Source organism: Streptomyces thermoalcalitolerans (assembly GCF_039525155.1).
In the GTDB taxonomy this organism is placed as follows: domain Bacteria; phylum Actinomycetota; class Actinomycetes; order Streptomycetales; family Streptomycetaceae; genus Streptomyces; species Streptomyces thermovulgaris.
In genome coordinates this window covers 27,279-51,608 of sequence record NZ_BAAAHG010000046.1, presented here as the reverse complement: position 1 = coordinate 51,608, position 24,330 = coordinate 27,279, and the positions used below count along the sequence as shown (strand labels likewise).

The 24,330-nt window shown below is 72.4% G+C and carries 17 protein-coding genes and 1 CRISPR repeat array; of the genes, 3 read left to right on the top strand and 14 right to left on the bottom strand.

Annotation, left to right across the window (positions count from 1 at the left end; translation table 11 throughout):
* Positions 1–6 precede the first annotated feature (6 nt).
* A CRISPR array of direct repeats spans positions 7–767; the repeat unit is 29 nt; unit sequence CTGCTTCCCCTACGCGCAGGGGTGGTCCC.
* Between the two features lie 196 nt (positions 768–963).
* The 7 genes from ABD224_RS22750 to ABD224_RS22720 form a co-directional block, all read right to left on the bottom strand.
* Positions 964–1,935 carry a hypothetical protein gene (locus ABD224_RS22750; protein WP_344052836.1) on the bottom strand — a complete coding sequence of 324 codons (972 nt, stop codon included), beginning with the start codon at positions 1,933–1,935 and terminating at the stop codon, positions 964–966.
* Entirely contained in the window at positions 1,932–2,864 is a 933-nt protein-coding gene (locus ABD224_RS22745; RefSeq protein ID WP_344052834.1) for a ParA family protein, read from the bottom strand. The genes ABD224_RS22750 and ABD224_RS22745 overlap by 4 nt, the downstream gene beginning before the upstream one ends.
* Positions 2,865–3,286: 422 nt before the next feature.
* The gene (locus tag ABD224_RS22740; RefSeq protein ID WP_344052832.1) at positions 3,287–3,901 is read right to left on the bottom strand and encodes a hypothetical protein; all 615 of its coding nucleotides are present in this window, start codon (positions 3,899–3,901) and stop codon (positions 3,287–3,289) included.
* A complete protein-coding gene (locus ABD224_RS22735) occupies positions 3,898–4,437 on the bottom strand; it encodes an RNA polymerase sigma factor (RefSeq protein WP_344052830.1) in 540 nt (179 codons plus the stop codon). Before ABD224_RS22735 ends, ABD224_RS22740 begins: the two co-directional genes overlap by 4 nt.
* A 77-nt stretch (positions 4,438–4,514) precedes the next feature.
* Positions 4,515–4,670 carry a hypothetical protein gene (locus ABD224_RS22730; protein ID WP_344052828.1) on the bottom strand — a complete coding sequence of 52 codons (156 nt, stop codon included), beginning with the start codon at positions 4,668–4,670 and terminating at the stop codon, positions 4,515–4,517.
* An 80-nt stretch (positions 4,671–4,750) separates the two neighbouring features.
* A complete protein-coding gene (locus ABD224_RS22725) occupies positions 4,751–5,851 on the bottom strand; it encodes a tyrosine-type recombinase/integrase (RefSeq protein ID WP_344052826.1) in 1,101 nt (366 codons plus the stop codon).
* A complete protein-coding gene (locus ABD224_RS22720; protein WP_344052824.1) occupies positions 5,841–6,269 on the bottom strand; it encodes a hypothetical protein in 429 nt (142 codons plus the stop codon). The genes ABD224_RS22725 and ABD224_RS22720 overlap by 11 nt, the downstream gene beginning before the upstream one ends.
* A 204-nt stretch (positions 6,270–6,473) precedes the next feature.
* Between ABD224_RS22720 and ABD224_RS22715 the strand changes: the two genes are divergently transcribed.
* From ABD224_RS22715 to ABD224_RS22705, 3 genes are all read left to right on the top strand, one after another.
* Entirely contained in the window at positions 6,474–6,863 is a 390-nt protein-coding gene (locus tag ABD224_RS22715; RefSeq protein ID WP_344052821.1) for a hypothetical protein, read from the top strand.
* 916 nt (positions 6,864–7,779) lie between these two features.
* Positions 7,780–8,061: a hypothetical protein gene (locus ABD224_RS22710; RefSeq protein ID WP_344052819.1), complete on the top strand. Its 282-nt coding sequence runs from the start codon at positions 7,780–7,782 to the stop codon at positions 8,059–8,061.
* Positions 8,054–9,436, top strand: coding sequence for a zeta toxin family protein (locus tag ABD224_RS22705; protein ID WP_344052817.1), 1,383 nt, complete (start codon positions 8,054–8,056; stop codon positions 9,434–9,436). Before ABD224_RS22710 ends, ABD224_RS22705 begins: the two co-directional genes overlap by 8 nt.
* A 65-nt stretch (positions 9,437–9,501) precedes the next feature.
* On the opposite strand, the gene ABD224_RS22700 is transcribed toward ABD224_RS22705, so the two are convergent.
* From ABD224_RS22700 to ABD224_RS22670, 7 genes are all read right to left on the bottom strand, one after another.
* Positions 9,502–10,035 carry a hypothetical protein gene (locus ABD224_RS22700; protein WP_344052815.1) on the bottom strand — a complete coding sequence of 178 codons (534 nt, stop codon included), beginning with the start codon at positions 10,033–10,035 and terminating at the stop codon, positions 9,502–9,504.
* Between the two features lie 37 nt (positions 10,036–10,072).
* Positions 10,073–18,619 (bottom strand): DEAD/DEAH box helicase family protein, encoded by an 8,547-nt coding sequence (locus tag ABD224_RS22695; RefSeq protein ID WP_344052813.1) that lies wholly within the window; start codon positions 18,617–18,619, stop codon positions 10,073–10,075.
* The gene (locus ABD224_RS22690; protein ID WP_344052811.1) at positions 18,616–18,906 is read right to left on the bottom strand and encodes a hypothetical protein; all 291 of its coding nucleotides are present in this window, start codon (positions 18,904–18,906) and stop codon (positions 18,616–18,618) included. Before ABD224_RS22690 ends, ABD224_RS22695 begins: the two co-directional genes overlap by 4 nt.
* A gap of 100 nt (positions 18,907–19,006) precedes the next feature.
* Positions 19,007–19,525: a hypothetical protein gene (locus tag ABD224_RS22685; RefSeq protein WP_344052810.1), complete on the bottom strand. Its 519-nt coding sequence runs from the start codon at positions 19,523–19,525 to the stop codon at positions 19,007–19,009.
* On the bottom strand, positions 19,518–21,242 hold the full coding sequence (locus ABD224_RS22680) for a type IV secretory system conjugative DNA transfer family protein (protein ID WP_344052809.1): 1,725 nt from the start codon (positions 21,240–21,242) through the stop codon (positions 19,518–19,520). The genes ABD224_RS22685 and ABD224_RS22680 overlap by 8 nt, the downstream gene beginning before the upstream one ends.
* The gene (locus ABD224_RS22675; protein WP_344052807.1) at positions 21,243–22,799 is read right to left on the bottom strand and encodes a type VI secretion protein; all 1,557 of its coding nucleotides are present in this window, start codon (positions 22,797–22,799) and stop codon (positions 21,243–21,245) included. It lies immediately after the preceding gene.
* Positions 22,799–24,328, bottom strand: coding sequence for an SCO6880 family protein (locus tag ABD224_RS22670; RefSeq protein ID WP_344052805.1), 1,530 nt, complete (start codon positions 24,326–24,328; stop codon positions 22,799–22,801). Before ABD224_RS22670 ends, ABD224_RS22675 begins: the two co-directional genes overlap by 1 nt.
* Positions 24,329–24,330: the final 2 nt, after the last annotated feature.

The window sequence follows — 24,330 nt, the reverse complement described above, 5'->3', positions numbered from 1 at the left end:
CTCACCCTGCTTCCCCTACGCGCAGGGGTGGTCCCGACTGGGTGATCCGAACACTGGCGAAGGTGGTCTGCTTCCCCTACGCGCAGGGGTGGTCCCGACTGGGTGATCCGAACACTGGCGAAGGTGGTCTGCTTCCCCTACGCGCAGGGGTGGTCCCGCTCCCGCCCCGACCGGCATCCCCACCCTGGCCTGCTTCCCCTACGCGCAGGGGTGGTCCCAGGGCGTAGTAGCCGACGCCGAACGCACCGGTCTGCTTCCCCTACGCGCAGGGGTGGTCCCCGCAGCCACCGCTGCTTTGCCTGATGGACCTGCTGCTTCCCCTACGCGCAGGGGTGGTCCCCACTACTGGGAGAACGTCTACCTGGGGCTGCCCTGCTTCCCCTACGCGCAGGGGTGGTCCCGTCGGCCGCAGAGCCGCCAAAAAGGTGTCGTGCTGCTTCCCCTACGCGCAGGGGTGGTCCCGCCTGGACCACGTAGATGTCGATCACGAAGGGCTGCTTCCCCTACGCGCAGGGGTGGTCCCCAGTCCCAATCTGGCTCACGTCTGGGGGCTCTCTGCTTCCCCTACGCGCAGGGGTGGTCCCACGTCGACCCCGAACTCGAAGTAGGCGCCCGGCTGCTTCCCCTACGCGCAGGGGTGGTCCCGGCGTGGTGGTGTATGCCGAGGGCGGCAAGCTCTGCTTCCCCTACGCGCAGGGGTGGTCCCCAGTGGTCGGCGCGCTGCGCAGAGTGCGGCCGCTGCTTCCCCTACGCGCAGGGGTGGTCTCACCACCACTCGGAACCCCCACCCGGGAGGCGCCTGCTCCCCCGTGCGGGGGAAATGGTCTAGCGGCTGAGGTCGAGGCCATGGGCAAAGAGCTGTTGCTCCTTGCCCGCCACGGACACAGGCCCCCGGTCGCCCTTACCTCGAGGGGCGGCCGGGGGCGTCTGCTGCCTGGGGTGCCAGGCGTGTCTCGGCGGTCGTCAGCTCTTGCTTGCCTCCGGGTCCCCGGTGGTGTCGCGCATCCGGTAGGCGGTCCGGTTCGCGTACTGCCGCAGTTCGCGCCGCAGGTAGTCCGCGCGGCCCGGGTCGTACAGCAGGGCCGCTGCGAGGACCCCGCCGCCCACGGCGTCGTAGATCTGTCGCTGCTGGGCCAGGGCGCGCTCCATGATGGCGATGGCCTCCGCCCCTGCATCCAGCTCCTCCCGGCTCACGTCGCCGTCCGTGTCGTCCGGCTGCTGCTGGTCGGCGGCGGCCTGCGCCGGCATCGGGGGCGGCGCAGGAGCGAGCCGGGGCGCGCGGCCCTCGGCGGCCGCCACGGTGAGGACGTCACGCACCTGGTCCGGGCCGGCGAGGTGACGGGGCGGCGGGAGGACGGCGCGGGCCTCGGCGAGCGCGGCCGCGGTGACCTTCCCGCCGGTCAGTTCCCGGGCCTCGCGGTACAGGGCAACCGTCACCTCGGGTCCGTACGTCTTGAGGACGGGCGCTAGCTCCCGGGCCTGCGCCTCGTTGGTGTCTCCAATTGGAGACACCAGGGCAGCGGGCCGCCACGCCTCGATCATCCGGTAGGCGTGGGCCCGCTTCATCTCCCACACATCAGCGACGTAATCCGCGAACGTCGCGTGCGTCTCGCGGTAGAGCCTGGCCCGGTTGATGATCTCCAGCGCCTTGCCCGCGACGATGACGGACTTCCGGAACCCGTGGAGCGCCTGCTCGCACAGGGCGAGGTGCTTGCGTTCGCGTTCGTCCAGCGGCCGCGTCACGGTCTCCGGGACGTCGTACGGCGTGGGGAGCTGCGCGATGTCCAGCGGGGCCGAGATGTCCGCTCCGGTCAGCGAGGCAACCACCGAGGCGGACCGCGCGGCCGCCGGGGTGCCGACGGGCTCCAGCTCGTCGACGTCGTCGGGCTCGTCGCTCCGGGTCGACACCATGGCCAGGGCGGGACGGCGGCTCATGCGGCGGCCTCCTTCGCAGGCAGGATGACGGCGGCGGCCTGGTCGTAGTCCCCGGCCGGGGCCGCCTCGGGCGCGTACAGCCGGATCGGCTGCTCCGCCAGCGGGGCCTCCGCCGCGCGGACGCTGCGCCGGATCGGGACGACGGCCGCCTCCGGGTAGTCCTCCGCCACCTGCGCGGCGAGCTGCCGGGCAAAGGTCGACTTGTCCCACGCGGTCAGCAGCACCGCGCCCACGCGCAGCTTGGGGTTGGTCTTGCGCTGCACGCTGCGGATCGTCCGGTGAAGGCTGGCCATGCCCTTCATGTCCAGGCCGCCGACCTTGATGGGCACCAGGGCCTCGTCGGCGGCGGTGAGCGCGGCCACGGTGACCAGCCCGAGGGACGGCGCCCCGTCGATCAGTGTCACGTCGTACGGGGAGCGGCCGCCGGCCTGCTCCGCCTCCTGGGCGAGCGCGGCCGCCAGGGCCTGCTCCGCCCCGATCGGCCGCTCGTACTCCACCCGGGCCAGGTCCAGGCCGGACGGGACGATGTCGATGCCCTCGAACGCGGTCGGATAGGTCGCTTCGGTCAGCGTGCACTCGTCGAAGAACACCGACCGCAGCGAATGACGCGGGCCGTCCGGATACTGCGGGACTAGCCACACCGACAGGGCGGCCTCCTGGTGGTCGCCGTCGACGACACGCACCCGGTACCCGGCCGCCGCCCACGCGGCCGCGAGCTCCACGGTCGTCGTGGTCTTGCCCGCGCCGCCCTTCTGGTTCACCACGACGAACACGCGCGGTGCGGCCGCCGGGCGAAACGTCGGGGGTACGAGGATCTCCGGCCGCCACTCCCGATACGGGGTGGCGGCGTCCCATGCCGTGACGATCTCCAGCCGGTCGCCCGGCGTACTGGTCAATGACGGCAGCGCCGTCCTTGGTGATTCGGTCATGCCCCGGAACCTAACCTCCTGGGGCGTGACGTTCGCCAGACACCCGGTCGATGCTTCCATGAAGTGATCCGGTATGGGCGTCCAGCTCCTCCTCGCCGCGGATAAAGCGAAAACGCGGGCGCGCTGCATGAGCCGGCGTTCACATCGGTAGGAGGAGCGCTCGCGTGAGGCTGCGGCCCGGAGATAGGTATGCCGGGTCTGGGGTTTTGATGGGACAGGCTGATCGTGCCCAGCGTATGTCGGCCTTGGCGGGGGCCTCCCCGTCGCTTGCGGCGGCCTGTCCGATGAGGTCTGTCTGCTCTCCAGCACACCAGTGCGGCGGCCAGCTGGCTGGCCGCCGCACTCCGCTGAAGTCCACTTCGGGCCCTGCACCTGTAGCAATATGCCAGTGACGTTATCGCTACATGGTTGAGGGCAGCACTTTAGTAGATTCTTCCTCCGTCAGCTACCTGATCTGGGTTTGCTAAGAACTGTTCGATCTCTGCGAAGAAACGACTAAGCTCACTCTTTGTGAGATGCTTTCCAACTTCTTCCCTCCAGTAGTTTTCTTGTGATTCTTCCGGTTCGCGCGGTTCGCAGATCTTGTGACGAAGTGCAGCGATGCGAGCGTGTAGCAAGGTCACCTGCTTGAAGTGCTTTTGCTCTTCATGCAGTACTTCAAGGTAGTCCTTTGCGTCTTCGTCGCCAGACTTCGCTGCCTTTTCCCACCAAATCCTGGCGGCATCGGGAAGGTTCATCACTTCCAGGAGTTCCGCGACACGTCTCTCGTCGGACGGAGTAAGGGCCGATTTCTGCCACTTGCGCACGAGTGACGAGAGTTCTTCGAACGCTTGGAGAGGAATCTCGTTTTTCTTCTCCCAGAAGGCCAGTGCCCGATTCAGAACCCCGGCCGGGGGTCGGCCCTCGGGCCGACCCCCGGCCGTGTGATCCGATACTTCTCCCAGCCTGCGTTCGCCGTGAAGCGCCTGGTCGAAGAGTTCCAGCAAGACCAGTGCCGCAAGGGCGCTCCACCGCTCAGGGGGTGTTTGACTGTTCATGCTGTCACCTCCTCCGACAACGCAGTGATGTCCTTCACCAGCCTTCGCAAGGCTGCTTTCATGTATTTCTGTACGGTATCTTCATGGACGCCCAACTTCTTTGCCACCTCTGAGCGGGGCATCTGCTTGAGTAGGCAGAGGGTCACTACCTCCCTCTGGCGCTTCGGAAGCCCCATAACGAAGCGGTGAATCTCTGCCCGCACTTCAGCAACTTCCGAAAGGCCTAAAGAAGAGCGTTGCTCAGGAAGGTCTTCCGGAGCCGTGGGGATGGCCCTCTGCCGTCCCACCCTTCGAAATTCGTCACGAAGCACGTTTTTAAGGACGGCGCGGCTGTAGGCCTTCAGGCGACCGGGGCCCCACCCTTCCAAGGTGGAGTACTTCTTGTAAATCTTCTCCAACGTAATCTGGACGGCATCTTCAGTAAAATCTTGGTCGCCTGCTGCGCGCGCGATAGCCAGCAAAGAAGGTCTTATCTGAGCGAAATGGTTGTTTGGGTCACCGTCATGCTCGGGGGCCTCGCAGACTTCGTTGGTCAACTTGCCCTCCGATCCGGCGGCCGCAGACGGCTCCCGCCCGGCGGAGGGGAGCGCGGACGGGGCCAACAGGGCGGGTGTCAGACGGCGGCCGCGGGCCGTTCCCAGGCCACGCCGGGCGGGTCGTCCAGGTCGGAGTAGTCCGCCTCATCCATGGCGCGGGTCGGGTCCAGCATCTCGGTGTCCTCGGCGGCCGCGGCCTCGCAGTGCAGGCAGCAGGCGGGCTGTCCGGTCATGTCGGTCTCCTCCTGGTCGGTAGTGGTCAGGTCTTGCGTAGCAGGCCACGCGGTGGGGCGTGGCCGGTTGCGGAAACTGATCAGAGCCCGATGTCCTCGGTCGCGGCGTCCTCCCACCGCTCTCCCTCGTCGACGTACTCCCAGAACACGGGGGAGCTGGGCGACCACCCGCCCTGTGCGCGCAGCTTCTCCACGCGCTTGCCGCGCTTGCGGCCGGTGGTGACCAGGCCGCGCCGGGCGGAGTGCCCGGTGAGATGCACGTCCAGCCCGGCCCGGCGGGCGGCCCGGGTGATGACCAGGCGGCAGGCGTCCGGGCTCAGCCGGTGCGCGCCGAGCCTGCCCACCTGGTCCACCGGCAGGAAGGCCGGATCTCCCGGGGACAGGCCGGCGGCCTCCTTCCACGCGAGCCAGCAGCGCACCGGGCAGGTGTCGGGATTGCTGCCGTAGCGCACCGGCACCGTGCGGGACGGGCGCCCTTTCACGGACGGGACGCGGACCTCCAGGCCCTCCGCGACGAGGCGGATGCCGTCGACGTCGAGCGCGGCGACCTCCGAGGAGCGCCCCGCGATGGCGAAGGCGAGGGTGATCAGGGCGCGGTCACGCAGCCGCGCCAGCTCCGGGAGCCGCTGCGTGCCCCGGCGACGGCCGCCGCCGGGAGGCTTGGGCCGGTCGGCGGGCGCGGTGGCCATCGCGCGCAGGTGCTCCGGGGTCGCGCTCACAGCCTTGCCGCGGCCGCGCTGCGCCCTCGTCTCGTCGGCGCGGATACGGCGCAGCGCCTCCCGGGCCGCCTTGGTCGCCTCCTTCGGCACGTCCACGCCCCGGGCCCGTGCCTCCACGGTCACCCCGGTGATCCGCCGGTTGATCGTGTTCGGCGCGGCCTGCTTCACCTCGTCCAGCCAGACGACGAACGAGACGAGGGAGCCGCGCTGTACGGCGGTGTCCGGCAGCCGGTGCCCGGTGCGCGGGGCGAGCCAGTCCAGGAACTCGCACCACAGCTGCCAGTCGCGGGCGTACCCGGTGCGGGTCCTGTACGGGCGGGCGGCGTCCAGATGCGCCGTGGCGGCCTGGTCCAGCGCGGCGAGGACGGCAGCGGTCGCCTCGTCCTCGCGGACGGCGACGGCGGCGCCGGCCTCCGTCTCGTCCAGCGGCAGCAGCTCCGCCGTGACGACCTCAGCGCTCACGGGTCCTCAGCTCCTCCCGGCGCAGGACCTCCGCGGCCTCCTCCTCGGCGGACAGGTGGGTCACCGGCCCCCACGGCGGCGGTGTCGGGGTGTCGGCCCACTGCCCGGCGATGTGCGCCAGGCGGTTCCACTCCCGGCGGATCGCCTGGCGGAGCTCCAGCGCGTAGGCGGTCGTCCAGTCCGGCAGCTCGTCCCGCCGCGCGACGAGGTGGCGCAGCGTCCCGACGAGGTCTGGGATCACGAGGTCCAGCCCGGTGACCGCGCGGCGGGCGTCGGTGCCGGGCTCGGTGCCGGTGATCGCGTGGGACAGGCGCGCGGACAGGTACTCAAACAGGGCGTCGGCGTGGGCGGCCGTGACGTGGTCGGCGTAGCGGACCGGGCGGAGGTCGCGGGTGTCGTCCGTCGTCGTGTCGGTCATGTCGGGGCGTCTCCTCGGCTGGTGAAGGCCGGTCAGGTGACCTGTCGTCACCCCCTTTTACCGGCTCGGATATTGAATGTTATCCGAGTCGGTAACGCGACGGATGCGAAACACGGCAACAGGCACGACACATGCGACGGCTCGTTGAGCCGGGCAGGCCCGGCCGGGACCGCCCGCCGGAACGGACATCACGAGGAGAGCGCAATGGGACGCAACAAGTCGGCCCGGCAGCAGCGGCAGGACCGGCAACGCCGGGCACGCCAGGCACGGGCGCAGGCGACGGCCGAACCGCTGGTGACCTTCCACCAGGTGAGCACTCCGGAGGAGGTCGCGGCGGCACTGGAGCAGATGCTGCCGACGCCGAAGAGCGGCGACTGGCGGCCGGACGTCCTCGGGCAGGACCGCCTGTCCATGCAGCCCGGCCCGGACGGCTGGCCGCTGATCAACGGGCACCGGGTCACCGAGGAGATGTGCGCGGCGCTCCGGGCCGAGCGGCCGGAGCAGGCCGCCTACTTCCAGTACGAGGACCTGGTGGAGATGGCGCAGGCCATGGGGCCCGAGGTCGACGGGCCGCTGTTCGGCAGGCCCTGGTAGCGGCCGGAAGCGCCGGCGGGCGCTCGGCGGATGGCGTACGCGGCCAGGCTCCACAGGAGTACGAGGGCGAGCGCGGCAAGGTAGAGCGGGGTCATGGACGTCGGTCCGTTCTGCTGGTGCCGGACAGGCCCCGGCTCTCAAGCCTTCGCCCTTGAAGTCGCGCCCAGGACAGTACGGCTCGCCCATGATCCGCGTCACACTCCCCAGCAACCCCACCTGTTTCATAGGTGGTGGCCCTTGCCGCGGTCGCGGACCTCTTCGCCGGGGCAGAAGACCATCACGAGGGGCACCGGGAGGCCACCATGGGGGGGCGCAAGGCGACCTGGTCGTTCTGATTCCGGAGCGCCGTGAGATCGGCATCTCCGCAGGGGAAACCTCCCCGGAGGCACGAACGCCCACCAGCTGGCGGAGCGCGAGCAGCGCCGACCGGGCCTCGGACATGTTCGAGGGCCTCCAAGAGGGTCGTCGCTGGATGGAGGACGTCGACCAGGCCCCCATCCTGAACGACCCGATGCCATCTTCGCCGGCCTGGGCGCGGTGCGCTTCCCCGGCTCCGCCACAGCCGAGCAGGCCGCCGCGAGCGAGCCGCCGCCCTGCACAAGCGGCTACGCCAGCTGCAGGGACGGGACCAGAAGCTGACCGCGGAGAGCCAGTGGCTCAGGACGGCACAGCCCTTTGAGGCAGCCGCCACCTACGAGGGCTTGTCATCGCCGAGCCGGAGCTAGCCGAAGAGCACCAGGCAAGTGCCGCCCGGTACCGCGACTACACCGCCACCCACCACGAACTCGCCGACCTGCTCGGTGCGCAGACCACCCCGTAAAAGGCGTTCCGCGCCAGCCATCTGCCACCAGAATGATCAGGAAGCCGGTTCCGCAGGCGGCTGCCTGCGGAATCAACCACGTGACAAGGAGAGTTCATGTCGAGTCCCGACTTCGCCAACGGCGCCGATCGGTACGCCCACGTACCGACAGCAATGGTGTACGACACGTTCGCCGAGACGGCCGCCCGGCTGACCGGCCGTTATGTCTACCTCTCGGACAACGCGGCCAGCCCTGAGGAGCGCGAGCAGTGGCGGCAGAAGGTGATGGAGCTGCAGGAAGCCGAGGAAGCCGTCCCGCCTTACGACCGGGACCAACTCATCGCGCACATCCAGCGCTGGAAGGCCGAACTGGCGCGGCTGAAGGATAACCATGGCTGAGGCCAGCGACTTCTTCCTCACCGACAAGGAGCTACGCGACCGGTTCGAGGAAGACGTCCGGGACTTCGTCTTCTCCCGCTACACCCCGCAGGAGCAGCCGGTGCTCGTCCTGCTGGGCGGACAGCCGGCGGCGGGCAAGACCCAGGCCATGAAGGCCGCACGACAACGGTACGCCGACCGGCAGCTCGTGCCCTTGACCGGGGACAAGCTGCGTCCGTACCACCCCCGCCACGAGGAGATCCTGGAGAACGAGCCGTGGCTGTTCCCCAACGCCACCGGGCAGGCCTCCGGTGCCTGGGTGCGGATGAGCATCGAGTACGCGCGGGACCACCGCTACAGCCTGATGCTGGAGGGCGTCTTCCGGGACCCGGCCATGACGCTGGCCACGGCCGAGGAGTTCGCCGGACTCGGCTACCGCGTCGAGGTCGTCGGGCTGGGGGTGCGTGCCGAGCGCAGTCGGCTGGACAGCCTGAACCGATTCCTGGAGGGCGGCCGCTGGACACCGCCGGACCTGCACGACCTGGCGTACCGGATGATGCCGGAGACGATCGCGGCCGCTGAGGCCAGCCCGGCCGTGCACCGCATCACCATCACTGACCGCACCGGCGCCGACCTGTATGTCAATGACCGTGCGCCGGACGGACGGTGGACCGGCGAGCCGGCGGCCGTGGACGCCTTGCAAGCCAGTCGGGCCCGGCCGCTGCCCCCGGATGAAGTGGCCGACTGGCTGGGCCTGCACCAGCAGATCGTGACGGAGTTCGCGGTGCGCGGCCAGGTCAACGCCACGTCCATACCCGTGCTGCAGCAGGTGGCCGTCGACGCCGAGACGGTCGCCGCCATGGATCCCGACCCGCAGAGCCCGGCCCGTCTCATGCACACGGCGGTGCGGCCGCTGCTGCGGGTCCTGGCCTCCGAGCCGCTCTCCCCAGGCGCTCCACTGCCGCCGCTGCTGGAACCCGACAGCGTCCTGGCAGCCCGGGCGGAGCGGATGGCTCGGGCGGCCGCAGAGTCAGCTCCGGATATTCCCGGACCGCGGGTGGACCCGGTCCAACTGCTGATCGAGCAGGGCGCGCCAGCGGAGCTGATCGAGCGGGCGCGCACCACCGCACGCGAGGACCAGGCGTACGCGCAAGAGGCGGCCCGACGCGCGAAAGCGCAGAACGGCCACCGGCAGGAAGCCGTCGAGCGCATCTCCACCGAGCTGCAGCGGCGCCAGGGACTTCCGCCCGCGATGCGCCAGGCCGAGGACGCGGTGCGCCAACGCCTGCATGACCGTCTGCACAGGGTCTCGCCGCCGCAGACACCCCCACAGCCCGACGGTCCCCGCATACAAGCGCCACAGCAGCGCCCGCAAGGCCGCAGCCAGTCGCTTTAGCGAGCGGGACCCGGGAGGCGGCTTCCCTCCCGGGTTCTGTTGCCCACGCCGTGCTCAGCGTGCGGTCACCAGTCGGCCCGGTTAGCGGATTCCCCCTGCCGCCGTGCCTGATCGACCGGCCCCGAGGCGAATGCCGACGGGCCGGCCGCCGGACGCGGCGCCGGGGCAGTGGCCCGCTGCTGCCGCCGCTCGGCCGCCTCGGCCTGCTGCTGGGCGGGGGTGAGGTGCCGGCGTCGGCGGAGCTCGGCGTCGGCCTGCTCGGTCTGCTCGTGCAGCCGCTCGGCCCGGGCGTGCGCCTTCGCGGCTTGCTCGCGGGCGTACTGCTGGTCTTCGCGAGCGGCGATGCGGGCCCGCTCGATCAGCTCGCGCTCGGCCCCCTGGTCGGCCAGGCGCTGGGCCACGAGGGCGGCGCCGTCGGGCGCGTCGGCTTCCGCCAGGCGCCGGGCGGCTTCCTCGGCGCGGAGCAGCCGGGCTTGCCGCTGTCTGATCTCCCAGTCCGTCAGCAGCCGCAGCGGCATAGGGGAGTCGAGTCTCAGCGCCTCCGTCGCCGCACCGGGCCACGCGGGCGTGGCGCGCACGGGTTCTTCCGGGGTGCTCACCGGCGGTCTCCTCCTTCGCTCGGTGTGGACACGGGCACTACGCCGACATGCCCGGGGAGCCCGTCGTGGCGGGCGGGGCGGCGGAAGCGGCGACCTTGGGGCGTGGCGCGGCCACCTGTGGGGCGGCGGCGCGGCGGGCTGCGGAGCCGGTGAGCCCGGGCGGCAGGGTGACCGCGAGCCGTCCGCCGTGGTGCTCGGCCAGCGTGGCGACGGCCCGCAGGGCGTCGACGTCGGCCTCGGCGAAGCGGGGCGGCTGTCCGGCCCGGGCGCGTTCGGCGTTCGCGGCCTCGGCCCGCTCCACCAGGGCCTGGGCGCTGCGGCCGACGTCACCATAGGGGCCAGCCGCCGGGCCGGGGCCGTCGGGCAGGTCTGCAGCGGGCAATCGCTGCCACGCCTGGCGGAAGGCGACCACCCGGGGGTGGTCGGAGGCGGTGGTCAGCTCCTGCCCCATGGGGGTCTGCCGCCACGCCTGGAAGGCCTGGGCGACCTCCCGGGAGGCCTGCGCGGCCTCCTCGCGCGTCCCGTACGGGACCGGGGCGCCGGTCCGCAGGGTGGCGCGCAACTGCCCCACCTCGGCGGCGTGGTCGCCGACCGCGGCGGCCGAGGCCGGGCGGTCGGGGCGCGGGATGCCGGGGGCGCTGTAAATGAGGGCGGCGTCGCTGAGCTTGAGCAGGGCCTCGGCGGTGGGCAGGTCGCCACCGCGGCGGCCGCGGCGCACCCGGTCGGCGAGGGCCCGCGCGCCTCGGGCGATCGCCGTGGTGGTCCGGATGGAGACCGTGCGCCAGAAGCCCTGTACGCGCAGGTCGTTGCGCAGCTGCTCGAGGTACGCGCCCGCCCGCTCACTGAGCACGTTCCACAGGTGGGTGGTGGCGCCCCGGACGGTCTGCAGCTGCTGCCACTCCGGGAAGTCCTGCAGCGCGGCGGCGTGGGTATCGGCCTGCCGCAGGGCGGCGTTGACCGGCTCCGGATCACGCCGAGCGGGCACGGGGGCGCCGCGGTCGGCCCCGGGGACGGGCGTCGCCTGCCGCTCGCCGTCCGCGCGGGGAGCGGGCACGGCGAGCAGCCACTGTTCCTCCAGCTCGCGCAGCGGTGCCTCGACGGCTTCGAGCAGGTCTTCGACCGTGCCGTGCTCGGGCGGGACGATGTCGGCCCAGGCCTCGGCGACAGTGGAGGCGAAGGCCTGCCTGAGGTCGACGGATTCGTACGCGTCGGCCCCCGGGGCGGCCGGGCGGTTCCCGGTGCGCGTCTCCTCGGGCGGCTGGGTCTCGGATGCCGTCTTGAGCCGCCACTGCGGGGCGCCGTAGGCGTCGTAGAGGACACCGCTTTCCTCTCGCCAGGTCCCGGTCGGCAGGTCGGTGCCGGTCCACAGCGGCAGTCCCTGCTGCTCCCGGGAAGGTGCCGCCGCGGCCCGGGCCAACGCGCGGGCCTGCAGCGCGTCGCCCCGCTCCTGCGCGGGCGGCTCCGGCCGGATGCCGGGCTGGCTCTCCGGCTGTGTCCGGGCCACGGCCGTCTCGGCGGTCTGCGGGCGCTCGCCGCCGACGGCGGCGGGGGCGGGAGCTGTCTCCTCGCGGGACGGCTCCGGTGCCGCCTCGGCGGCGGGTGGGGCGAAGCGGGCCGGGGGTGCCTGAGCCGGTTCGGTGGCGGGCGTGGCCATGGAGGGCTCCTCCGTTCGTTCTGGTGCGGCGGTCTGCGGCCGGGTGGCCGGGGCCTCCGGCGGGGGCGGGGCATCGCCCGTACCGGCTCCAGGCGCAGCGGGGGGCGTGCCGGCGGCGAGCTTTCTGGTGCGCCGCTCCGGCACGGGCGGGTCCTCGGTGGACGGCACCTCGCCGGCCGCGGCCGGTTCCTCGGTGGCCGCCGGTGCCGCGTCGGTGGTGTCGCTGTCGCCCGCCTGTGCCGGGGGTGCTGCGTCCGGCATGGCGTCAGGGTCTGTGTCCGCAGCCGGGGATGCGCTCTGCGGCTCGGCCGCCGGGGCCTGCGGTTGAGAGGTTCTGTGGCCCGCGTCGGCCGCCTGCGGGGGAGAGGGGCGTGTGCCGACGGCGTCAGGCCCTGGCATCGGCTCCCGGAAATCGGCCCGCGAGGCAGGGGAGGTCTGTTCGGTGCTCGCTTCGTCGTCGCCGAACAGCCCGAGCTGTTCCACGGCGGTGCCGACGGTCGTGTCGTAAGTGGTGTGGGCGGCCGCCGGCCCGTCGTCCGGCTGTCCTTCCAGCGCGGTCTGCGAGGGCACGTCGGGCGTGGTTCCGGCCGTCGGCTGGGCCCGGTTCTCCTGCGGGTTGCCGCTGTCCGTCTCCGGTTCCGGCTCAAGGCCCTGGTAGGTGTAGGCGGCGCCCAGGGCGTCGAAGGCTGCCCGCAGGCCGCGGACGGCGCCTTCCCGCTCGTCGAGGGGCGTGTGCCGCGGCTGGTACCACATCTGCTGACGGCGCGACCAGCGGAAGCCGTTGTCGTGCAGCGCCTCGTGCACCATGCGTTCGCCTCGCCGGGTGCCGTGCACGGTCGTGCCCTCGGCGTCGTGCTTGATCAGGACGGTGGCCGGGGGCTGCTCGGCCGCGGGCTCCGGCGCCGGGGGAAGCTCGATGACCGCGCCGGGCGGGGCCGCGAGGATCGCCTCCAGATCCACTGTCAGCAGTGGCTCGGTCTCGCCGCTGTAGAGGGTGATCAGGTCGGCGGAGAGGAGCGTCAGCTGCTCACCTGCCCGGCCTCGCTCTTCGCCGACCTCGTAGATGACGAACGCGCGGGGGCCGCGCGGGTAGACGCCGGCCAGCCGCTCACCGGTGTGGGCGATCTTCTCGGCCAGGTCGAGCAGCGGGTTGTCCGGGTCGTAGCTGTAGCCGACCCCGGGGCGGTCGATGTAGGCGACCACCTCCGCGCCGGAGAGGCCGTGCCTCTGCAGCAGCGGCTCGTAGTAGCGCAGAACCGCCGCGCACCGGGCCATCTCGGGGGAGGGCCCCGTGTGCGGCTCCGGCTCAGCTGCGGCGGAGGGGGCCGCAGCCGCCTCCTGCGTGGTCGGGGTCTCCGTCTGCCGGCCGCCAGCCTGGCCGTGGGGAGCGCGATCGCGCATGGCGCCGGGCAGGTCCTGTGGAGGTGTCTGCTCGGCGTCCTCGGTCTCCGGCTCGGGTGGCGCGGGCGTCTGTTCCCCGGCTGAGGCCGATGCCGCCTCCTGAGGCGGCGGGGCCGACGGCGCGCCGCCCGGTGCGGGGGCTTCCGCGGCGGCTGCGGCAGGCCCGGCCTCCTCGATCGGCATGGCATCGGGGGCCGGCGTCTCTGGCCGCTCCAGGGCGGCGGGCTCCGCCGGAGCCTGGGTGGTGGTCTCGTCCGTCGGTGGCGGGCCGGTTTCGGGGGCGTCGACGGCGGCTGGCTCCTTGAGGGCCGCCGTGCTCGCGCCGGACCCGGTACGGAGGTCGCCGCGGGCCAGGGATCGGGCCTGTTCCTGGATGGCGTGCTCGTCGGCGATGGCCTTGCGGAGTGTGGCGATCTCCTCGCGCAGGGACGCCAGTTCCTCGTTCAGCTCCCGCGCGTACTCCGCGTTCACGCCCGCGGCGCGCTCGACGCGGTCGGCGAGGGCGGCCTCCTTCTCGTTGGCGACGACGAGCCTGCCCAGGGCGCGTTCCTCGCGCTCCTTGGACCGGGCGTGCAGGCGGTAGGGGTTGTCCTCCTTGGGCCGCAGATTGGCGGCGATCTCCTCGCGGCGGCCGCGCTGGGCGGCCACGGACTTGCTGAGCTTGTCGATGTCCTCCTCCAGGCGGCTCAGGAAGCGCTCCAATGCCTGGACGGCGCCGCGCCCGGTGGCCTGGGTGACGTGGGTGGCCTGCCATTGGGCTCGGTCGTCGCGCTGGCCCAGGGGAGTGACGTGGCCCCAGGCGAAGCGCAGGCGCAGCTGACGGCGACCGGCGTGGTCAAAGGAGACTTCCCCGTGGAAGTCCAGGCCGCCCAGTGTGCCGATCGGGACGCGCTGCCCGGGCCGCAGGGACTGGTCGCGGGCGAGTTCCACCATGCGGGTGCCCAGGGCGTCCGCGGCTTCCTCGCGGCTGCGGTAGGTGGCGTCTTCCACGGTCATGGCGAACGCGTCGCCGCTGGTGGGGCGGCGCCGCAGCAGCGCCGCCCGCATCCCCGCCAGGGCCGTGTCCGCTTGGGTGAGGAAGTCGTCCAGGTCGGCGAGCTGCTGGGCGCGGGAGTCCTGCTGCCGGTCCCAGCTGCGGGCCAGGCCCTGGAGCCGGGCGCGTTCGGCGGTGGCCTCCGCGAGCTGGAGGATGGTCGGGTCACCGGAGGACAGCGCGGCGAGCATGCCGAGGTTGATGGCTTCGGCGCCGATGTCCTCGATCTCGCGCAGGTTGAAGTCGCTGCGCTGGATCTGGCTGATGAACCGCGCCTTGCGGGCGAGGGTGGTCAGCCGGAACTCGTCGAAGGTCCTCTCGGTGATGTAGTAGAGGATCCGCACGTCGTCGGGTGTGCCGTCGACCCACGGGACGTTGAGGTTGCCGCGCCGCTCGATGCGGCCGTCCCGCTGCGCCATGTCCGCCGGCCGCCACGGGTAGGACAGGTGGTGCAGCGCGACCGCCCGGTCCTGGATGTTCGTGCCCGTGCCCATCTTCTGGGTGGAGCCGATCAGGACGCTGACCCGCCCGGCCCGGCAGTCGGCGAACAGCTTTTCCTTCTTGCGGTCGGTGTTCGCCTCGTGGACGAAGCGGATGGACTCGCGCGGCAGACCGCGCTCCACCAGCTCCTCGCGCAGGTCCGCGTACAGGTCGGCGCCGTGCTTGGCGGTGCTGCCGGGGGTGCCCTCGTCCAGGAAGACCAGTTGGAGGCCGCCCGGCAGGGGCTGGGGTGTGGGGTCGTGCTGGGAGGCGGGGTAGACGATGTCCTTCGTCTCCCGCCAGATCTCGGCGATCTTCTCCGCCGCGTACGGCAGCTTGCTGCCCAGGTCCTTGCCGCCGGCCCCAGCGTCCATGCCGCTGGCGGCCAGGGCGTCGGAGGCGTCGACCAGGTCCAAATCGAGGGAGGCGCGCAGGCCTTCGCCGAGGGCCTTGAGCACGCCGCCGGGCTTGCGCACCCATGGCTGGTGCGGCAGCGCCTTGATGAACTCCCGCTGGGCCGGGGTGGGCGGGATGAGGACCGTTTCGCCGCGCTGGCCGTCCTCGGTGTGCCGCACGGGCGGCGTGGGCAGGTTGAGGTCCTCGGCCAGGCGCACGTCGGCGAAGGTGCGGTAGGCGGCCATCAGCTCCGGCACGTTGAAGAACCGGGAGAACCGGGCCTTGTAGACGTAGCCGTTGCCCTTCGCGTCGGGCTCCAGTTGGGAGACGACCTCGCCGAAGGTGGCGGCCCAGTTGTCGAAGGCGGCCAGCCCCATCTCTTCGAGCAGGTGCGGGGCGAGGTAGCGCATGAGGACGTAGGCCTCGGTGACGCTGTTGGCGATCGGCGTGCCGGTGGCCAGGGTGGCGACGCGGCCGGAGTCGTTCGTCTCGCGCAGCCAGCTCAGCACCATGTGGAGCTTGGTCGCCTTCGCGGCGCCCTCGATGGCGGCCCCGGGGATCGCCGAGACGGTGCGCAGGTTCTTGTACTCGTGCGCTTCGTCGAGGAACAGGTAGTCGATGCCGGTGTCCTCCAGGAAGACGCCGACGTCGTCGGACATCGACTCGATCTGCTGCTCGATGGTCGCCTCGGCGTTGGCGATGGTGTTCTCGATCTGCTTGACCGTGCGCGAGTCCATGCCGGATTCGGCGGCGCGCTCCAGCTGCTCGCGCAGCGAGGCCGTCTCCCTGGCCAGGTAGGTGCGCTGGGTCTGCGGGCGCAGCGGCACCCGGTTGAAGGCCTCGTGGGTGAGGATCACCGCGTCCCAGTCGCCGCCCGCGATCCGTGCCATGAACTTGGCGCGGCGCTTCTTGCCCAGGTCGCTCGCGCTGATCGCCAGCAGCTTGGCGTTCGGGTAGAGCTCCCGGAACTCGCGGGTCCACTGCTTGAGCATGTGGTTGGGGACCACGATGCACGGTTTCTTGGCCAGGCCGGTGCGGCGCAGCTCCATCGCGCCGGCCGCCATCGTGGCCGTCTTGCCCGCGCCGACGACGTGGGCGAGCAGCGCGGTCGGCTCGTTGACGATCCGGCGGATCGCCGCATTCTGGTGCGGCCGCATCTCCCAGTCGGCGACGAGGCCGGGCAGGGTGAGCGGCAGGGTGCTGTACTCCGGCAGCACCAGGTTGTTGAACTGCTCGTTGTAGAGCGTCGCGAGTCGGGCCGCCCGGTTCTCGTCCGCCCACACCCAGTCCTCGAAGGCGTCGGCGATGAGCTTGGCCTTCTCCTGGGCGGCATCGGTGGCGTCCTGGTCGACGTAGGTGCGGCCCTCGCTGTCGGTGTGGGTAACCCGGATGATGGAGTCCGTCTGCCGCAGCAGGGCCTCGAACAGGGCCTGGGTGGGCCGTTGCGGGGTGCCCCACTCGGCGCGGGCCAGGTCGCCGGCCTTGGCGCCGCGGACCTCCCACACGGTGCCGCCCGCGTGCACGACGCGGGCGTCGTCGAAGCCCAGGTGGCGCAGGAAGTCGTTGTAGACGTCGACCGGGATCCACGGCGCACCGATCTTCGCCTTGATCTCGGACGGGGCCAGGTCCTCGGGCTGCACCCGTTCCAGGGCGGAGACGTTGCCCGCGAACGACGGGGCGCTGGCGGCCCGCTCCCGGGCCGCTGCGAGCTTGGCCCGGACGTTGCCGGACAGGTAGCGGTGGCGCGGCTCCCAGGCGTCGCTCTGGTCCGGGTCGCGGAAGGCCAGACCCGCGTTGGCGCACTGGGCGGCCGCGCTCTCCTCGTCCGTACCGAGCAGGCCGGCCACGCGCGCCATGTCGAGGCGGCCGCCGTCCCATTCCATCGCCAGCGCGATGGCGTCCTCGGCGGTCGCCGCCCGCGTCGGCAGGCGCCGGGGCTCCAGGACCCGGGAGTGCAGCACCTGCTGCTCGGTCGCCGTGCCGGTCTTGTCGTCCCACTCCTCCAGGCCGAACAGCAGCGAGGCGTCGGGGTCGTCGTCGATCCAGGCGTAGGCGGTGCGCTCCTTCCACTCCTGCGGGACCGCCGGCAGGCCCTCGCGCTGCGCCCGCTCCTTGGCCTCCGGCGGGGTGAACGTGTAGGCCTGGCGGGGCTTGGACAGCGGCGGGTTGGTCTTGCGGTAGTCCCGGTAGGCCGTGCGCAGCTCGGCGCGCAGCCGCGCCAGTTGCGGGGTCTCCCCCCGCTCCGCGGTGGCGGCCTCCGCCTCGTACAGGGCCTGCGTCATCGCCTTGAGGCGGATCAGCTGTACCAGCTTGCCGCGCTGGTCGGGGTGGATCTCCAGCGGCACCGCGCGGCCGCCCTCGACGATGGTGGGGTTGCCCTCCGCGTCCAGGCCCAGGGAGCCCTCTGTGCCGCCGAGGACGGCCGGCCGGTCCGTGTCCCCGTCCCGGGCGGCGGCCGCGGCGGTCAGGCCGGCGGCCTCCGCCTCCGCGGCGATGGCGGCCACCGCCACCTCCAGTTCGGCGGCCGGTGAGCGCGCCCCGCGCCCGGTGACCGTGACCTCCGGGCCGAACTGTCCGATCCTGGCGCGCAGGTCGCCGAGCACGTACTCAGGGTTGACGTCGAAGTACGCGTTCACGGCGAGCTCGTCGTCGTGGCCGGGCAGCACCCGCTTGCGGGAGGTCAGCCAGGTCGCGTCGCCGGGCTCCTCGCCCTTGGCGCGGCGCCGCAGGAACAGCACGTCGGTGACCACGTCGGTGCCTGCCGCCTGCGCATGCGCGCGGGCGGGCAGCCGGACCGCGCCGACCAGGTCGCCCAGCCGGTACATCCGCTCACGCGCCACGGGGTCCTCGGCGTCCAGGGTGTAGCGGGAGGTGATCAGGGCGACGATGCCGCCCGGGCGGGTGGCATGTAGCGACTTCAGGACGAAGTGGTCGTGAATCGACAGCTTCAGGTCGGGGTTGTGGACCTTGTCGAACCGCTTGTAGCGGCCGAAGGGCACATTGCCGACCACGGCGTCGAAGCCGCCATCGGCCAGCGGCACCTCTTCCAGGCCGCTGGTGATGATCTCGGCGTCCGGGTACAGGTAGCGGGAGATCGCCGCGGTGGTCGGCTCGACCTCCACGCCGGTCATCCGCACCCCGCGCGGCAGGGTGGGGGCGAAGCCGATGAAGTTGCCGGAGCCGGAGCCGGGCTCCAGGACCCGGCCGCCTTGGAAGCCGAGCCTTTGCACGGCGCCCCACACGGCCTGCACCAGGGCGGCGTCGGTGTAGTGGGCGTTGAGGGTGTTGCGGCGGGCGGCCGCCCATTCGCTCTGCGACAGCAGGGAGCGCACCTGCGCGCGGACGTCGCTGAGGGCGTCCCAGCGTTCCACGGCCCGCTGGTGGGCCTCGTCCGAGTCGAACCCGGCCCGCGCCGGCCGCGGGTTGAAGATGCCCGGCAGCGCGCCCCAGCCCGACCAGCGGGCCAGCACCCGCTGCTCCTCGGCGGTGGCCGGGCGCTGCTCGGCCTGCAGGACCCGGAGCGTCTGCAGGGCCGCCAGGTTGGCACGGACCCGCTCCGCCTGCCCGGACGGGGCGAGGTCCTGCTGCCCCCGCGGCACAAACCGCGGGGGCGGGCTCACATCTCCCGGTGCTCCGTCCCCGGCTCCTTCTCCAGGAAGATCTCCTCGGCGTACACGATCTCCTGCGCCTGCGCGCGCACCGTCCGCCGCGCCGCCGCCCGCTGCCCCGCCGGCACCTGCTGCAGCAGCTCCTGCGTCAGGGTGCCGATCTTCTCCGTCACCCGCAGGTCCAGGGCGTGGAAGAACTCCTGCTGCCGCTCCGGGGGCCCCAGCTCCTGCAGGGCCTGCGGCCGGTACGTCTGCCAGTACTGCTGTGCCAGCCGCCCGTGCCTGCTCAGCTGCGTCACCGCGACCGTCCTCCTCTGCACGCCGTGCGTCCCTAGTCTCTCCCGTGCTCAACGCGCTCTCCCCGTGTCCTCCAGCGCCCCGTCGGCGGCAGGCGCCCTGCTACAGCGGCGGGTCCAGCTCGGCGGCCATCCGCTGTGCCTCGGCCTCGGCCGGGTGCCGCGCCGGGTCGGTGGTGTCGGCGGAGGTGGCCAGGTACAGCTCCCACTCCTGCTCGGCCTGCGGGGGCGGCGGGGGCGGCGGGGGCGGTTCCTGGTGGCCGCCGGCGCAGGCGGGCAGCTTCAGGTGCGGCTTGAACGCGAGCAACGTGTTGATCCACTCGGCCTCGGCGAGCTCGCGCCCGGGCGTCCTGTCGCCCTCGTAGGTGCGCAGCCAGCCCAGGTACAGGGCGGTGAGCATCTCCCGCACCCACCGGTGGCGGTACCAGCAGGGCGGGATCTCGTTGTGCAGCTCGGCGGTGTGGCGCAGCCACTCCACCCAGGTGCGCAGTTCGCGCAGCCGGGCGCGGCGTTCGGGCGGTTCCATGGCCGCCCACACCCAGCGGCGCGGCTGCGGTGCCGTGCCCGGCGCCAGCGGCGTGGCGGGCCACAGGGCGGCCGGGTCGTCCAGGAAGTCAGCCACGGCCCGCCCCTTGCGCCGCAGCCGCCTTGTCCAGGCTCACCGCCTTCTCGCCGGCGGCCGGCTCCGGGGCGGCCAGCAGTCGTTTGAGGTCGCGGTCGCGGAAGGTCAGCCGCATCTTCACCTTGATCGGGGCCTGGTTGGAGTACTGGGCGATCGCGGTGAACTCCTTGAGCTGCTGCAGGGAGTGCACCGGTGCGAGGTCGGTCTCGGTGGGCGAGGTGTTGGTGGAGAACTCGCCGCGGGAGCGGCCGTGGGAGGTGCGCAGGGTCTCGGTGCGCCCGTACAGGCCGGAGAAGTACCGCAGGGTCTCCAGGTCGCCGCAGCCGGGCAGCAGCATGCGCAGCCCGGAGGCGGACAGCACGGTGTTGGCCTTCTGCACGCCGAGCCGGTCGCGCAGCTGGGACAGGTCGTGCCACACGGTCAGCAGGGTGATGCCCATGCCGCGGCCGGTGGTGAGGATGTTGGGCAGGCGGGGGTAGCGCAGCATGTTGCCGGCCTCGTCGACCAGCACTCCCAGGCCGGGGTCGAGGGGCTTGCCGGTGGCGTTGTAGGCGACCTCGGCGCCGTGGATGATCGAGGCGATGATCGAGGTCAGCAGCGGGGCGAAGCGTTCGGCGTCGGCCTCGGAGGCGATCAGGCACACGGTGCCGTTCTTGGTCAGCAGGTCCTCGACGGTGAAGTCGGTGCCGGCGCAGGTCTCGCGGACCTCCTCGTCGGCGTAGACGCGGGCCAGGACGTTGAGGCTGAACTGGATGGAGCCGATGCCGTCCTCGTGCAGCCGCAGCCAGGGGGAGGCGTAGTCGTCAGCGACCTCGGTGTAGCCGTGCTGCAGCAGCACGGAGCGGACGTGGTCGACGGCATCCTTGCCCAAGGAGAGCCAGCGGCGCATGGCGTTGATGCCGCCGCCGGAGAGGTTGGCGGCCAGCAGCACGCCCTTGAGCACGTTCTTGGCCTGGTCGATCCAGGGGGCGGCGCGCTTGTCGTCGCTGGAGGAGGAAGCCTCGGCCATCCAGGCGGCCATGCGGTCGGCGGCCTTGGCGTCGGTGCAGTACTCCACCGGCGACCACTTGTTGGTCTGCCGGCCGGGGATGCCGGCGGGGGCGATCACCCAGACCGGGCCCAGGGCACGGCGGCGGGCGTAGATGACGTCGAGGTCGGCGGCCTTGGTGGTGGTCACCACCAGCGGGCCCTGCCATTCGGCGGCGTTGGGCAGCACCAGCCCGGTGGTCTTGCTGCTGCCGGGCACGCCGAACACGGTCGCCGAGATGTTGGGCTGGGCGGCCACGATCTTGTTCGTGTGCAGGCCGCGGCCGGCGGTGATGCGGTTGGCGCGCCGGGCGGGGTTCTGCGGGGCCTTGAGCTTGCGTTCGACCTTCGCGCCGCCCCACTGCGCGCCGCCGGTGTGCGCGCCGGTGTTCAGCTTGGTGACGGTCTTGAGCAGCAGCAGGAAGAACACCGCCAGCAGCGCCACGGCCAGCAGGTAGAACAGCCAGTCGGGCGGGGCCGGGGCGAAGACCGCGCCGGGGCCGTTGACCACGGCGCGCAGCACGGTCTCGGGCAGGCCGGCGGTGGGGTGCGCCCAGCCGCGCCCGGACAGCAGCGCAGCCAGCGGGCCGGCCAGCAGTACCGCCCCGCCGAGGCAGACGGCCAGGCCGACGCCGTACGCGGCGAGCAGGGTGTTGTCGTCCAGCCCGCCGCCCGCGGGCTTGTGCGCCACTTAGATCACCATCTTCTCGTCGGTTTCGAAGAGCTGTTCCTCGGTGCGGGAGAGCACCAGCTGCACGGCGTGGCTGCCGCCGCCGCGGCCGACCTTCCACAGCGCGCGGCCGCGCTGCCCGGCGCCCCAGGAGCCGATCAGGTCGCACTCGGCGTCGGTCAGGCCGATCGCCTCGCGGGTCATGCGCAAGGGGCGGGTGTCCTGGGCGAGCTGGATGCGGGTCTCGCAGGAGCTGATGAGGTCCTTGGCGATGTTGACGGCCTCGGAGCCGGCGGCGCCGACGCCCTCGAAGTCGCTCAGGCGGTGGGTGGCCAGGATCTGGATGGTGCCGGTGGCGCGGGACAGCCGCAGGTCGGCGTCGATCTTCTTGACCTGGGAGGCGCCGCCGGAGCGCATCTGCCGCCACAGCTCGTCGCGCACCACGATCCACGGCCGGCTGCCGGGCCGGTCGATGGCGGCCTGCGCCCAGGAGGAGACGCAGGTGAGCACCATGGCCACGGTCTCGTCGCCGTACTGCTCCAGGGCGGAGATGTCCACGGACTGGATCGGCGCGTCCCAGTCCAGGCCGATGGAGGTCTGGTCGTCGAAGAGGCCGGCGACGTGCCCGTTGACCATGGCGCCCAGGGCGGAACGGATGGACTCCATCTGCTCGCGGGCCCGCTGTACCTCGCCGTCGCGCACCCGCAGCTCCTGGGCCATGCGGTCGGTGGGGTCGCGCAGCTTGTCGTAGACCAGCGGCAGCGTGGGTGTCTCCAGCCGGGTCTGCCCGTGCAGTTCACCGGTGACCTCGCGCACCGCGACGTCGAGGGCCTCCTCCTCCTGCGGCAGGAGGGTGCGGCGCAGCTGCAGCTCCAGCAGCGCCTTCAGCAGCGTCAGCCGCCTGCGGTGGATCTCCCGCAGCCGGTTGTTCAGCTCCCCCGGGTCCTTGATCTTCTCCAAGCCCTGGCCGAGCGGTCCGGCGTCCAGCGGGTTGACGCGGCCGGGCAGGCCGGGGCCGAGCCGGACCGGCTCCACCCCCAGGTGGCGGCACAGGGGGGCGTACTCGCCCTTGACGTCCCCGGCGATCAGGGTGCGGTGGCCGAAGGCCATCAGCCGGAAGCACAGCGCCTTGATGTGCGCGGACTTCCCCGAGCCCGGGATGCCGGTGATCATCACGTTGGGGTTGGTGCACAGCCCCTCCTTGACCCAGACCGCCGGGTGCGCGCTGAACGCCTCGGTGGTCAGGGTGTTCTGCCCGATGTAGGCGCCGACCGGGGGCAGGGAGGCGGCGTGCAGGAACGGGTAGGCGCCGGCGGCGTTGGCGGTGTCGGCGCGCACCACCTCCACGCGGGGCAGCGAGGCGGCCCGGCCCGCGTACGGCTGCGCCCAGCCCTTCTTCGGGGCGATCCGCATGACCGTGGCGGGGTCCTCCAGCAGCCGCGCGCGGCGCTGGTCGCGGGCGCTGGGCGCCGGCGGCGGCGCCTCGACGGGCCGCCGGGCAAGGCCGGTGGCCTCGCCGAACGCGGACTCCTTCAGCGCCGTGTCGCCGCCGTCGCGGCGCTTGAACAGCAACGGCATCAGAATCCGATCCTCCGATCCGGCAGTCCCTGGCCCAGCGGCAGCGCGGCCGCCGCGAACCCGACGTCCTGGGCGCCCCACATGCGGCGCAGCTCCAGCCCGGAGGCGGCCGCATCGGCCTGCAGCTCGGCGCAGGCGGTCTCCAGCTCGCCCAGGCCGGTGACGGTGACGGCGAGGATGGCGGTCATCCGCACCACACCCTGGCCGGAGGCGCGGGCGACGTCCTGTGCCCGGGCCTTTTGCGCCTCGAGCAGCTCGTCGGCGGACTCGTCCTGGCCGGTCTTGGCGCGCAGCTTGCGCGCGGATTCCCGCTTGGCCTTCTCGCGGGCCAGGTCCTGGCGGGCCCGGCGGGGCCCGATCGGCTCGTAGACGATGCTCAGGCTGCGGCGGGCGTTTTGCCGGGGCCGCAGCAGCGGCTGCAGGAAGGTGGCGTACACGTCGGCCTGCGGCCAGGTGCGCACCTGGTAGGAGACGGTCCAGGCGCCGTCGTGGCGGTAGGTGCCCCAGTCGGTCTCGGCATACGCCGGTCCGGCCAGCTCCGGGGCCACGCCGGGCGGCAGGCCCTGCCAGTCGGGGGCCTGGGCGGCGGCGTTGCGGGTGGCGAGCATCAGCTGCGCCTCCGGGTCGTAGGCGGTGCGCACCACCTGGGCCAGGGCGCGCGGGGACAGCCACTCCACGACCTGCAGGCTCGCCGAGGACAGGGCGCTGTGCATCGCGTGCAGCTCGCGCACCAGCACCGCCGCGGCGCCGACCTGCCCGCCGCCGGCGCCCTTAATGGCCAGCCGGGCCCGGGGCGCGGACAGGGTGACCGACAGGTAGGTCTCGCGGGTGGTGGCGGCCGGTCCGGCGCCCTCCATCAGCTCCGTCAGCGCCGCGACCGCCTCCTTGGGGGCGTCCGGCGCCAGGTGCCGCTCCGTCCACGAGCGCAGCGCCGCGCCGTCGTCGGGCAGGCACCGCTGGTGCACGGCGATCCGCACGATCGGCGAGTCCTCGGTGCAGAAGCTGCGCAGGAAGTTCGCCCAGGCGGCGACCCGGGCGGCCTGCCGGTCGCTGTCGATGAGCGCCAGGCCAGGGAAGGTGATCCGGGCGACGGCGGTGTAGGTGTTCGCGACCGGGTCGTGGGAGATGCCCAGCACACCGCCGAGGCCGTCGGGGGCCTCCAGGAAGCGCAGGCGGGCCAGCACGCCGGGCAGGTCCATCGGCTGCTGCCCGGTCGTCTTCGAGCGGGGGGCGAACGCCCCGGACATGAACACGTTGCGCCTGGTGGCCACGTTGATCTGATGCCTTACTGCGAGAAGGATCCATTCGTCGGCGCTCAGGCCCAGCACCCGCCCGAAGGCGAGGGCGAACAGCACGGCGGCCAGCGGCACGCACACCAACGCGGCCGTCCAGCTGCCCAGGTTCAGCGGCGTCAGCAGCAGCACGCAGCCGCCCACCACGAGGGTGAAGCCGACCCCGGACAGCTGGCCCATGAAGCCGCTGCGCTCTGACTGCCATCCGCCGTAGGTGACGGGGGTGGGGCTGGACATGG